Genomic DNA, 11828 nt, shown 5'->3' on the forward strand with positions numbered 1-11828 from the left:
CGTCATATTTCTTTGATATTTCATTTCCGGCAAAGGGTATTTCATTCGGGGGAAAGAGCATGCCAGTAAATAGCGTTTTATCTCGTCGGCAATTTTTGCATTATTCCGCCGCGGCGTTTGCCGCCAGCGCCTTTTCGCCGTCGCTCCGGGCGGATAACGCCATGCCCGGCATGTCGATGCCGCACGATCTGCTGCAGGGCGGCGCGGGCAAATGGGCGCTGGCGCAGCCGACGCCGGTGCGTCTGGCGGTCAATCTCAACGCCATCTGTCTGGCGCCGGTCGTGGTGGCGGATCAGCATCAGTTCTTTAAAGCGCACAACCTGGAGGTCGAGTTCGTTAACTTCGGCAACTCCACCGAGCTGCTGCTGGAGTCGATTGCCACCGGCAAGGCGGAAGCGGCGGTCGGCATGGCGCTGCGCTGGCTCAAGGCGCTGGAGCAGGGCTTTGACGTTAAGCTGACGGCGGGCACCCACGGTGGCTGTATGCGGCTGCTGACGCGCGACGACGGGCCGACCTCGCTGCAGGCGCTGAAAGGCAAAACCATCGGCGTCACCGATATGGCGGGCGCGGATAAAAACTTCTTCTCGCTGCTGCTCAAGCGGCACGACGTCGATCCCAATAGTGACGTGGACTGGCGCGTTTTCCCGCAGGACTTACTGCCGATGGTGCTGCAAAAAGGGGGGATTCAGGCGGCGAGCGGCTCCGACCCGGTGATGTGGCGTCTGACGCAGCAACCGGGCTTTCGGGAAGTCGCCACCAACCTCAGCGACGACTATGCCAACCTCAGTTGCTGCGTGATCGGCACGCGCGGCAGCCTGATCCGCGATCGCCCTGAAGTGGCCGCGGCGATTACCCACGCGATTTTGCAGGCCCACGCCTATGCCGCGCAGCATCCCGAAGTCATCGCACAGGCCTTTAACAGCAAGGCGTTGAATACCAATCCTGACGAAATCGCCAGCGTGCTGAAAACCCATACCCACGGGCACTATTCCTCAGGGGACGCCTTTGTGAAAGAGATCGATATCTACGCGCGCGACCTGAAGGCCATCAAGGTGCTGCACCCGGAAACCGATCCGCTGCTGTTCGCCAAAGGCATAACTGCGAACGTGCTGGCGTAAAAAAATTCGGCAGCCCGAGGCTGCCGTTTTATTCCTCTGTCTCTCTTACAGCAGTAGCTGCGAGGTCTGCACCGCCGTCGCCTCTTTCAGGCTCTCCGCGGGGTGCTCGTGGCTGAACAGGCGCGTGCTGAGGTAGTTGACGCCGCCGTCGGCCAGCAGCAGAACGATGCGCTTGCCCTGATTTTCCGGCCGTGCCGCCAGCTGCTGCGCAGCAAACAGCACCGCGCCTGACGAATCTCCGACCAGTATGCCTTCCGCCAGCGCGAACTGGCGCGCAGCCTGATACGCCTGCCAGGTTTCCACCGCGATCGCGTCGTCATAAATCTGAGGATCCAGATTCGGCGGGATCCGCTCCGGCGGCTGGCCGCTGAAGGCATGGACGCCGGTAATCTCCAGCGGTTCCGGATGCTGCGGGCTCGGCTGCGAGCCGATGCCTGGTTCCACGGCGACCACCTGAATGGCGGGATCCTGCGCTTTCAGATAGCGCCCGATGCCGGAAAGCGTGCCGCCGGTGCCTACCGAGGCGACGAAAATATCGAGTTTGCCTTGGGTATCGCGCCAGATTTCCGGGCCGGTGGTCAGCTCATGCACGCGCGGGTTTGCCGGGTTCTGTAGCTGCTGAAGAAAATGCACGTCCGGCTCGGCTTCGGCCACCTGCGCCACCAGCCAGCGCGTGGCGGCGACAAAGTCGCCGTCGCTGGCCTCATAGTAATCGGCGAAGCCCGGCACGGTGCTGAAGGGTACCACCTCTGCGCCGTAGGCCTGAATAATCTTGCTGCGCTCGATACTGACGAAATCGTTGATGTAGACGCGAAAGCGATAGCCTTTGGCCGCCGCGATCGAGGCAACGCCGATGCCGGTGTTTCCGCTGGTGGTTTCGGCGATGATGTCACCCGGCTTGATATGGCCGTCGCGCTCCGCCTGTTCAATCATCGCCAGCGCGATGCGATCCTTGACGCTATGGTTAGGGTTAAAGAGTTCCAGCTTGCCGAGCAGTTCGGCGCGTACGCCGTGGCGCTCGCTAAAGCGCGACAGGCGCAGCAGCGGCGTTTGTCCAATCAGTTCGGTCACAGAGTTATAGATAGATGCAGCCACAGGCGACTCCTCTTGAGAAAGCGTTACCATTTCACCGCGTTGCGCTGCCAGGCGAGCGTGCGGTCGCGCACCAGAAACAGCAGGGTGATCAGCGATGAGAACAGCACCGCCATCACGATCAGCGCGGCATACATATTGGCGTAGGCCGCCCAGCCCTGCGCCCACTGCAAATACCAGCCCAGCCCAGATTTAACGCCCATCATTTCCGCCGCCACCAGCACCGAAAAAGAGGCGCCTAACCCCATAAACAGCCCGACGAACAGGTGCGGCAGCGAGGCGGGAACCGCGACGCGCAGCACCAGAAACAGCGATTTCGCCCCCAGGGTGCGCGCCACGTCGTAATAGCGGCTATCGACGCTGGCGACGCCTGACCAGGTGAGTACCGTCACCGGAAACCAGGTCGCCAGCGCAATCAGGAACACGGCGGCGGCGAAGCTGGAGGGGAAAAAGTAGAGCGACAAGGGCAGCAGCGCCGTCGAAGGCACCGGGCCGAGAAAGCGCAGGATCGGATGCACCCAGTAGCCCAGTCCGCGTGACCAGCCGATGGCGACCCCGGTGACGAAGCCGACGACGCTGCCGTAGAGAAAGCCGAATGCCAGCAGGCGCAGCGAGTTGAGCACGCTGTCGAGCAGGCGCGGCCAGTCGGTGGCGTAGGCTTCAATCAGCGCGCGCGGCGGGGCGAAGAAGGGCGCGGGCAGCAGCGCCAGCTTGGCGGTGACGTATTCCCACAGGCCAATCAGCAGCGCCAGCGCAATCAGCCAGCGGCCGCTGCGCTTCAGCGGCTGCCAGGCCTTTAGCGTGGGCGCGGCGCTGGAGCCGAGCACCAGCGCAGTGAGCAGCGTCGCCAGCGCAATAAACAGTTCGTGAGTCTCGTTGACGAAACGCGGCGCCGCGAAGCCCTGCGGCTTATCCGGTACGCCTACCATCAGCGCCACCAGCGCCCACCACGCCAGCAGCGCGCCCCACAGCGCCGGTTCAAGGCGCCGCGACTCGGCGCGGCGGCGCAACGTCAGAATATCTGTGGCCATGCTGCTCTCCCTAACTCATCTTCATATGGTGATGCTGGCCGTTATCCGGCAGCAGATCGGGCACATAGTGATCGGCAAACTGCTGCGCGTCGGTGTCCGGGCGGATCACGTTGATTTTTTTCAGCTCGTTGACGTAGGTCGCCACTTCGCCGCGCAGCTGCGCCCCGGTGGAGTGGTGGCTGTGGGTATGCTCTTTCAGCATCGCGGCGATGGACTCAACCGGCACCGAGCCGGGCACGAACGGCTGGAAGATCTTCGCCGTCTCCTCTGGATGGTCGGCGGTCCACTGCTGCGCGTCGACAATCGCCTGGGTGATCGCCTGCGCGGTTTTGGGATCGTCGCGCACCAGCGAGCCGCGCAGTCCCAGCACGCAGCAGGTAAGATGGGCATATTCGCCGTTCAGGTTGTTGTCTACTTCTATCAGGCCGTGCTGCTGCTTCAGCAGCCAGCCCTGCGGATCGTCGGTTGCCAGCGCCTGCACTTCGCCTTTGCGCAGCGCCTCGCCGAAGAGATCGGCGGGATACTGCAGCCAGTTCACCGCCTTATCGGGATCGATGCCCTGTTTCGCCAGCTGAATGGCGAAAAAGTTGCGGATTGGGCTCGCCTGATCGGTCACCGCCACCGATTTGCCCACCAGATCTTTTACGCTACGGATGTTGCTGTTTTCCGGCGTCAGCAGACGCATGCAGCCGCCGTGGGTGCCAACGGTGAGATCGACGTCGAATCCCTGCTCCAGCGGCTTGAGCCAGCGCAGCGCCATGCCGATGCCGCCGTCCGCCTGACCGGTGGCGATCGCCTGCAACAGCGCGTCGGTCGGGCCGCTGAAATTTACCGGCTCGACGTTGAGCCCATATTTTTTAAAGAATCCCTGCTTCAGCGCCACCGAGATGGGCGACTGGCAGACCGCGGTTTGTCCCCAGGCGAGCTTGATGGTTTTTAACGGCGTCTCCTCCGCCAGAACGGAGCCGGTAAACAGCGGCGTTAACCCGATGCCTGCGCCCAGCGTGGCGAGGCCGCGCAGTACGGTGCGTCGGCTCAGCGAGAGTGAATGTAATGCCATAGCGCCTGTCTCTTTTAGTGAATTACCTGGAAACTAACGCATGCGCCAGACGTCACCAAATAACAATCCCGCATGTGCTCATGCGATATTTCATTATGAAGAATGGGCAAACCTATTACCGCTTTCGGCATATTTCATTCGCGAGGCGCGTGCTATTTATGGGGTTATTAAGCGGACTTCGGAGACTATTTTATGGCGACGCAAGCGGCAGGCGTAAATATCGATATTGAAAATGTCAGCCACCATTTTACGCTGGAGGGCAGCGATTTGCCGGTGCTGGAAAATATTAGCCTGCAGGTGCGGCCCGGGGAATTTGTGGCGCTGCTCGGGCCGTCGGGCTGCGGCAAGTCGACGCTGCTGCGCCTGCTGGCGGGGATTGAGCAGCCCGCCAGCGGCGTGCTGGCGGAAGAGGGGCGCGCTATCACCGCGCCGCATCCGTCGCGCGTGGTGGTATTTCAGGATCCGACGCTCTATCCGTGGCGCACCGTGTACGACAATGTCGGGCTAGGGCTGCAGATCCGCGGCGAGAGCAAACAGGCGGCGCAGACACGCATCGACGCCATGCTGCGTCGCGTCGGGCTGCAAGAGTTCGCGCGCGCCTGGCCGCATCAGCTCTCTGGCGGCATGGCGCAGCGCGCCGCGCTGGCGCGGGCGCTGGTCAACCATCCGCGCCTGCTGATCCTCGACGAGCCGCTCGGCAAGCTTGACTCGCTGACGCGCCTGCGCATGCAGCAGGAGATTGTCGATCTCTGGCAGGAGCAGAACTTCACCACGCTGATGGTGACGCACGACGTGGAAGAGGCGCTGGTGATGGCGAATCGCGTGGTGGTCTTCAGCTCGCGTCCGGCGCGGGTGCTGGATGTGATCGAAGTCGAGCAGGCTTATCCGCGCCGCCGCGACGATCCGGCGCTGGTGGCGCTGCGCAGCCGGGTGCTGGCGCTGCTGGGCACGGAGCAGGCCGCCGCCTGACAAATGCCGCTTATTTCGTCAGGCGCGCCGCTATTTTCAGCGCATTGTCGAAGATGGCGTCGGCGATCGCTGGCGGAATAGCCGCAGGCAGTTGCGCCCTGACGCGCGTCACGGCGACGGGCAGCGCCTCGGCGAAGAAGGCAAGGATCTGCGCCATCCGTTCCCTGGAGAAGCGCACGCTTTCCGCCGTGGCGAAGAAATGGCGTGGAAAGATTTTATCGATTTCGCTCTTTTTACCTTTCGACGCGCTCAGACCCATTGCCAGCTTCAGCTCGCGGATATTGAGACCCGCGCCGCCCAGCACCGGATAAGCGGAAAGAATGTCGTAGAAAGGCGTCAGCCGGTAGCTGCCGCCGCGCTCGATATAGAGAGAAAAGTTTTTCGCATGTCCATCTGTGGCACCGATCAGCCACTGAAACACCTGAAACTTCATAAAATCGTCGCGATCCTCAAGCGCATTGCTGGATCCCATCAGCAGCGACATGATCGTCGCGATGCCCGGGCCGCCGTCAGACTCATATTTGGTCGCCGAGGCGAGGCCGAGGCTCTGGCAGATATCTTCCTGCGGCAGACGCAGCAGCCGGGCGCCGTCGGCGCTCCAGCGGCGATCAAATCGTCTGACCGCCAGCGCGCGCAGCCTGCCTGCCGTAATAATACTGGCGTCGGGCACGCGGAAGCCCAGCTCACGCGCCAGCGCCAGGCAGACATACTCATTTTCCACGCTGTCGCGCATATCGAGGGTAGCGAAGGGCTGTTTAATTTCGCCGATCGGCAGCTTGATGATATGCGAGGTCGGCGTCGGACCCTGGGGGATCGCCCAGCCCCGATCGGTATGCAGCAGCGCGGTTTTCTCCTGCGCGCCCGCCACGGAGATGCGGAAATCGCGCTCTTCCGGGATCATGCCCAGCGGAATATCGCTCTGGTAGGCCGAGAGGATTTTTTCCAGCCGCGCAGCGTCGAGCGTTTCATAACGCACCGCAAGATCGGGCGCGGCGGCCTCTTCGGGCAGCAGCATCACCGCGCCGACGCTGTCGCGGCCCACTTCCCGCAGCAGATCGAACGGCTGCATCGATTTCGCCCGATAGCGGTTTAGGATGCGCTCCCTGACGCGCGGATTGTCCGGCAGCAGGTTGTCGAAAAAGTTAATCACGCTGACCGAGGCGATAGCGGGGTACTGCAGCGGCAGCGAGAGCGACAGCGGCCGCGCCAGCGGATTGCTCAGCCAGCTCGCCTCATACTGAAAAAGATGCGCGCCGTTTTTTTGTCGCGTCAGGGTGCCGACGCGCTCGCCGTTCATCCAGGCGATAAGCCGATCCATTACCAGTCAAGCTCCTTGCCGTTCTGCGCCGATTTACCCTGGATCACCAGTTCCTGCTCCAGCGACTGCAGGATCTTAAACAGCGTCGTCAGCGTGGTTTTGTCAGGATTGTTTTCAAAGTTCGACACCGTGGCCTGCTTGATGCCGACCCGGCGCGCCAGATCGCTCTGCGTCCAGCCGCGCTTCTGCCGTTCAAGCCGGATCAGCTGGGCCAGCTGTTTGGGGCTGTATATCATCGCCGCTCCTGATAAAAGGCGGGGATGCAGCTATCCCCGCCTGGGGGTAAACCAGAAAATATACCCACTAAAGGATAAAGTAAAGCGTATCCTTTCCTGGGGATAAATCAGCCGCCCCAGCGCTGCTGCAGATAGTGAACGGCGGGCTGCGTCTGCGGCTGATTAAGGTAGTTTTCCCGGAACAGAATGGTGCCGTCGATGCCCGGCGTGCTTTCGTTCAGATCGAGCTGCTTCTTCAGCTCCGGCACGCCGCCTTCTACCGTCCAGTCCGGCTCGGTACGCGATGGCTCGCCGACTTTATAGAGCGCGACGCCGATATAAAGGCGTGTATGGGTCGGCTTCACCACCTGCGCCCACCAGTGCGCCAGCACGTCGTAGCGCGCCGCCTGGCGCGCGAAGGGCCAGTAGAGCTGCGGCGCGATATAGTCCAGCAGCCCTTGCTGCACCCAGCGTCGGGTATCGGCAAAGGCTTCGTCGTAGGCGGCCGCGCCGCGCGTGTCGGAGCCTGCCGCATCGTGCGACAGATTACGCCAGACGCCCGCCGGGCTGACGCCGAATTCGACCTGCGGTTTAATCTGCTTGATAGTGCGCGACACCTGCTCAATCAGCAGCTGCGTATTGTGCCGCCGCCAGTCCGCTTTCGAGACGAATCCCTGGCCGTATGTACGCCAGGTCTGTGCATCATTAAGCGGCGAGTCGGCCGTCTCTGCGTAGAAGTAATCATCGAACTGCACGCCGTCGACGGGATAGCGCCTGACCACTTCCGCTACGATGCTGGTGATCCAGTCACGCGCGTCCGGGATGCCGGGATCCAGCACCAGCCGATCGCCTGCGGTGCGGATCCAGTCGCGGTGCAGCACATAGACGCTGGCGGGATGCAGCGACAGGGTGCGGTTCAGCTCGGCAAGGGTTGACGGACGGGTATTGACGGCGACGCGGTAGGGATTGAACCAGGCGTGCACTTTCATGCCGCGCTTGTGCGCCTCCTCCAGCATAAACGCCAGCGGATCGTAGCCGGGATCGTCGCCGATAGCGCCGGTCAGCATATCGGACCAGGGCAGAATGTCCGAGCGCCAGAGCGCGGTGCCGTCCGGCTTGACCTGGAAGAATACCGTGTTGATGCCGAGGCTTTTCAGCCTGTCGAGTTTGGCCGTCAGCGCCTGCTGCTGTAGCTGAATGCGCTGCGTGGCGCTGCTGACGTTGACCGAGTTGACCGGCGGCCAGTCGAGGCGCGAAACGGTGGCCAGCCAGACGCCGCGTACCGGCTGCGCGGCTGCCGGCGTGGCTTTTTGCGGCTGCGGTTTCGCGGCGGGAAAGGGCGTGACCAGCGATTTGGGCGGCTCGGAGGCGCAGCCGGCCAGCAGCAGCGCGACGGCGATCAGCAGTTTTTTGCGCGCCGCGCAGAAGGAGACGGTGGAATAACTAATGGTAAACTCCCTTTCATATCGCTAACTATCCGGAGAGCATCATTCTCTGGTTATCGCGGCGTAAGTCAACCGCTTATCGGAATGCGTTGTCTTGAGGAAAAGGGGAATAGCGACCCGCAGAGGAGCGGATTAGAGGGGGAGGTTGGATACGAGGTTGAAGGATGTCTGCTCTGTGTCAGACGCGGTGCTTCGCCCTCTTTGCGTCATCAAGTCTGTCTGCTGCGGATAAATTCCAGGAGTGAGTGTCAGATTGTGACGGCATACAGGCGAACATCAATCGGCACTTTAATAGAGCGGCCGTCCCGCTTCCTCAACGCTGACACTCATGATCTGTTTTCCTGTAACCCGTTGAACTCAGGTCACAGGACCTTGCTACTACCGAGCAAGCTGTTTACTTGCCAGCCTGCGACATCTGCTGAGCGGCCTTCAGATGCTCCTCGACTACCGGCGTGTGCGCGTCAGCCACGGTCTTTACATCCGGATCCTTAATATTTTTGGCGTCACTCTGCAGTTTTGACAGCACCATCTTGTGGTCCATAGTGCCGGCATTTGTCATATACATCTTGTCAAAGGCGGCGCCGCTCTCTTTTTCCAGTTTCGCTGCCATGGTTTTGTGTTTGGCGTCCGGCTCCGTCGGCAGCGTCACGCCTTTTTGCTCGGCGACCGTCTGGACTTTGGTCAAAGCGGCGCCGTGGTCGTCGACCATTTTCTGCGCGTAGGCTTTCACTTCGCTGCTTTGCGCTTTACTCAGCGCGATTTTGGCGGCAGCGACTTCATTAATATTGGCCTGCGCCATATCCTTCAGCGCTTTTTCATCGCCGGCGCTGAGTTTGCCGCCTGATGCGGTCTGGCCTGCAGCGCCGTTCTGCGCCGGGCTTGTTGGCGTCTGGGCGTACACGCCAGCCGTGCTAAACATGGCGACGACTGCAGAGACGGTCAGCAGTGCTTTCAGGGTTTTATTCTTGTGCATATTGTTCTCCAGATACTTATAGGGTGGCTGGCGTCAGGCTATTAACCCCGGGCAACCTTGTAGGGAAATCAGAAGTGCATTGGTCAGTATAGTGGATTAATCATTCGAGACAGCAGGGAGCAGGGAAGTGAGAGGCTGTGGAGCGCGAACCGGGCTTAATTGACGTGCCCGCTCCCAGGGACTGCCTGGCAACAGGAGAGTTAAAACGAGCTGCCAGGAGGTGAACGATCCTTAACTGGACATCACTGTTCAGTCAGGAGGTTTGTATATTCGCCGTTAAAGCTGATAGTTTTTTGCAAATATTTCAGAGAACCATTCAATAAAAACCCGAACTTTAGGCGGAAGGTAGCGCCGGTCAGGGTAAAGTATGGATACTGGTTTAGTCACAGTAGCATAACCGGATAATACTTCCGTCAGTCGGCCTGTTTTTAGGTAGGGTTCTAATGCTGTACGTAATGCGTGAAGCATACCGAGGCCCGATAGACCGCATGAGAGCAGCACATCTGAATTATTCACTCGCATACTACTTCCTGGACGTCGTGAGATAACTTCGCCATTCATAACAAATTTCCATTCCTGTACCTCGCGGCTGTGGTCGCTGAAAAAAGAAACGGCCTTATGATAAACAAGATCATCCGGCGTCAAAGGAATGCCATATTTTTCCAGATAGGCGGGAGCCGCACAGGTGACCATCTGAAGATCGCCCATACGACGTGAAACAAAACTTGAATCGGCAAGTTCGCCGAGACGAATGACACAGTCGACGCCTTCTGTAACCAAATCGGTCAGGCGATCTGAAGCTGTCAATATCATTTCAATCTGAGGGTAGAGTGCCTGAAACTCACTTAAATGCGGGATCAATATAGTGTGCATCAGGGCCAGCGGGGCATCAATACGAAGCTGCCCACGAGGCGGTTGATTTAGAGAATAAGAAGCCATCATGTCGTTGACGTCGGACAGGAGATTTTTCGCCCGCTGGTAAATTTCATCCCCTTCAGCGGTCACGCTCAGGCTACGCGTTGTGCGGTGCAGTAGTTTAACGCCCAGAGCGGCCTCTAACTGCTGGACAGACTTACTGACGGCAGGACGATGCAATTGAAGGGCATCAGCAGCGCGGGTGAAGCTACGTAGCTCAACAACCTGAACAAAAATATCCATTAACTCAAGCATGTTTGAGCGCATAATTTTTAACTCCGCGGGAGTTTTCCAGCTAATGTGAGGTATATCGGATTATATCCTGGCCTGATTGTTTCTCCTGCAATAACACTGAACTCCTTTTCTATGGCTTTTTACCGCTCCCCGCCTTTTTTATCATTGACGCATCAGCACATACATATGGGAAGCGACAGAGATGAAAGCATGGCTATTAAAAGATTTTGGGCTCGAAAACTTACAGCTTGCAGAGGTCGATACGCCAACACCGGGGCCAGGAGAACTTTTGGTAAAAGTCGGTGCGGTCTCCCTCAATTTCAGGGACAAGGCAATTGTGGAAGGCTTTTATGAGCCTCATTTGGTTCCAAAGCCCCTGATCCCTGTCTCTGATGCGGCAGGAACCGTAGTTGCCGTAGGTGAAGGTGTAACCCGGTTCAGCACGGGTGATCGAGTTAACTCGCATCTGTACTCGCGCTGGATCGACGGAGAGCCGGCGGCAGATGAACCCGCATGGTGTCTTGGCATGCCGCTGCCGGGCGGCCTGGCTGAATACATGATCATTCATGAAAATACTGCGGTCAGAGCACCAGCACATATGTCTAATGAACAAGCGTCCACATTGCCTATAGCTGCGCTGACAGCTTGGTACTCATTGATGGACATGGGTAATTTACAGCCGGGACAGACTGTTCTGGTGCAGGGGACTGGCGGGGTTTCCGTATTTGCTGCACAAATTGCGCATGCTCATGGTGCGCGTGTTATTGCCACATCCAGTAAAGATGAAAACCTTGAGCGCATTAAAGCTCTCGGTGCCGATGAAGGGATCAATTATACGTCTTTTCCGGACTGGGAGAAAAAAGTGCTAGAACTCACCGATGGAAAAGGCGTGGATATCACTATCGAAGTGGCGGGTGGGAATGGAATTAATAAGTCAGTGGCAGCAACAAAAGTGGCCGGAACCATTGCCCAGGTGGGTTTTCTTACTGGACAGACATCTCAACTGGATCTGATGCCGGTAATTTTCCGCCAGACGACTATCCGTGGCATTGCGGTTGCGCCCCGTACATCTTTTGACCGCATGAATCCTTTCCTGGATAAACACAAGATTGATCCTGAAATCGAGCAGGTATATCCCTTCGAAGAAGCAGTAGAGGCATTTAATCATCTTTCCCGCGGTGCGTTCGGTAAAATCGTCATTAAAGTAAGCGATTGATTCGTACAAAATTGTAAAGCCCGTCATTTATGTGACGGGCAATATCAGGAGATGCCAACCTCTGCTGTTCGCTCAAAGCAGACATCAGCCTTAACGTAGTCCGCTTCGTACCTGCAGCGGACATAACGCTCAAGTGAGCCAACGCACAAACCAACACGAAACCTTTCGACGTAAATTTACATAATTTCATGAAATTTAAAAAATTCACGGCATTTGCCTAATTGTTCCAGGGCAACAACACA

The 11828-nt window shown here is 58.7% G+C and carries 11 protein-coding genes; 3 read left to right on the forward strand and 8 right to left on the reverse strand.

Going from position 1 to position 11828, the window contains the following annotated elements; translation table 11 throughout:
• Positions 1-59: 59 nt before the first annotated feature.
• On the forward strand, positions 60-1118 hold the full coding sequence (locus tag JS46_RS04650; protein WP_033748510.1) for an ABC transporter substrate-binding protein: 1059 nt from the start codon (positions 60-62) through the stop codon (positions 1116-1118).
• Positions 1119-1163: 45 nt separating this feature from the next.
• Here JS46_RS04650 and JS46_RS04655 read toward each other — a convergent pair whose 3' ends face one another.
• The 3 genes from JS46_RS04655 to JS46_RS04665 are packed head-to-tail and all read right to left on the reverse strand — an operon-like array spanning position 1164 to position 4301.
• The gene (locus JS46_RS04655; protein ID WP_033748511.1) at positions 1164-2213 is read right to left on the reverse strand and encodes a PLP-dependent cysteine synthase family protein; all 1050 of its coding nucleotides are present in this window, start codon (positions 2211-2213) and stop codon (positions 1164-1166) included.
• Between the two features lie 23 nt (positions 2214-2236).
• Positions 2237-3241, reverse strand: a complete 1005-nt coding sequence (locus JS46_RS04660) for an ABC transporter permease (RefSeq protein ID WP_033748513.1) — start codon at positions 3239-3241, stop codon at positions 2237-2239.
• A gap of 10 nt (positions 3242-3251) precedes the next feature.
• Positions 3252-4301: an ABC transporter substrate-binding protein gene (locus JS46_RS04665; RefSeq protein ID WP_081876040.1), complete on the reverse strand. Its 1050-nt coding sequence runs from the start codon at positions 4299-4301 to the stop codon at positions 3252-3254.
• A gap of 192 nt (positions 4302-4493) precedes the next feature.
• Here JS46_RS04665 and JS46_RS04670 point away from each other — a divergent pair, with 192 nt between their 5' ends.
• The gene (locus JS46_RS04670) at positions 4494-5270 is read left to right on the forward strand and encodes an ABC transporter ATP-binding protein (protein WP_033748515.1); all 777 of its coding nucleotides are present in this window, start codon (positions 4494-4496) and stop codon (positions 5268-5270) included.
• A 10-nt stretch (positions 5271-5280) separates the two neighbouring features.
• Here the strand turns inward: JS46_RS04670 and JS46_RS04675 are convergent, their stop codons facing one another.
• From JS46_RS04675 to JS46_RS04700, 5 genes are all read right to left on the reverse strand, one after another.
• Positions 5281-6588, reverse strand: coding sequence for a type II toxin-antitoxin system HipA family toxin (locus tag JS46_RS04675; RefSeq protein WP_033748516.1), 1308 nt, complete (start codon positions 6586-6588; stop codon positions 5281-5283).
• Positions 6588-6824: a type II toxin-antitoxin system antitoxin HipB gene (gene hipB, locus JS46_RS04680; protein ID WP_033748518.1), complete on the reverse strand. Its 237-nt coding sequence runs from the start codon at positions 6822-6824 to the stop codon at positions 6588-6590. The genes JS46_RS04675 and hipB overlap by 1 nt, the downstream gene beginning before the upstream one ends.
• 107 nt (positions 6825-6931) lie before the next feature.
• On the reverse strand, positions 6932-8251 hold the full coding sequence (locus JS46_RS04685; RefSeq protein ID WP_051905565.1) for a glycoside hydrolase family 10 protein: 1320 nt from the start codon (positions 8249-8251) through the stop codon (positions 6932-6934).
• A 391-nt stretch (positions 8252-8642) separates the two neighbouring features.
• On the reverse strand, positions 8643-9221 hold the full coding sequence (locus JS46_RS04695) for a DUF4142 domain-containing protein (protein WP_033748522.1): 579 nt from the start codon (positions 9219-9221) through the stop codon (positions 8643-8645).
• 276 nt (positions 9222-9497) lie between these two features.
• Positions 9498-10403, reverse strand: coding sequence for a LysR family transcriptional regulator (locus JS46_RS04700; RefSeq protein WP_033748523.1), 906 nt, complete (start codon positions 10401-10403; stop codon positions 9498-9500).
• 169 nt (positions 10404-10572) lie between these two features.
• Between JS46_RS04700 and JS46_RS04705 the strand changes: the two genes are divergently transcribed.
• Positions 10573-11586, forward strand: coding sequence for an NAD(P)-dependent alcohol dehydrogenase (locus JS46_RS04705; RefSeq protein ID WP_033748525.1), 1014 nt, complete (start codon positions 10573-10575; stop codon positions 11584-11586).
• Positions 11587-11828 lie beyond the last annotated feature (242 nt).

The sequence above is a fragment of the Pantoea sp. NGS-ED-1003 genome, assembly GCF_000738765.1.
GTDB classification, from domain to species: Bacteria; Pseudomonadota; Gammaproteobacteria; order Enterobacterales; family Enterobacteriaceae; genus Pantoea; species Pantoea septica.

Bases quoted from the DNA above. Each gene is read 5' to 3' on its own strand.
- JS46_RS04650 (WP_033748510.1), top strand. From the start codon at position 60: ATGCCAGTAAATAGCGTTTTATCTCGTCGGCAATTTTTGCATTATTCC.
- JS46_RS04660 (WP_033748513.1), bottom strand. From the start codon at position 3,241: ATGGCCACAGATATTCTGACGTTGCGCCGCCGCGCCGAGTCGCGGCGC.
- JS46_RS04665 (WP_081876040.1), bottom strand. From the start codon at position 4,301: ATGGCATTACATTCACTCTCGCTGAGCCGACGCACCGTACTGCGCGGC.
- JS46_RS04670 (WP_033748515.1), top strand. From the start codon at position 4,494: ATGGCGACGCAAGCGGCAGGCGTAAATATCGATATTGAAAATGTCAGC.
- JS46_RS04675 (WP_033748516.1), bottom strand. From the start codon at position 6,588: ATGGATCGGCTTATCGCCTGGATGAACGGCGAGCGCGTCGGCACCCTG.
- hipB (WP_033748518.1), bottom strand. From the start codon at position 6,824: ATGATATACAGCCCCAAACAGCTGGCCCAGCTGATCCGGCTTGAACGG.
- JS46_RS04695 (WP_033748522.1), bottom strand. From the start codon at position 9,221: ATGCACAAGAATAAAACCCTGAAAGCACTGCTGACCGTCTCTGCAGTC.
- JS46_RS04700 (WP_033748523.1), bottom strand. From the start codon at position 10,403: ATGCGCTCAAACATGCTTGAGTTAATGGATATTTTTGTTCAGGTTGTT.
- JS46_RS04705 (WP_033748525.1), top strand. From the start codon at position 10,573: ATGAAAGCATGGCTATTAAAAGATTTTGGGCTCGAAAACTTACAGCTT.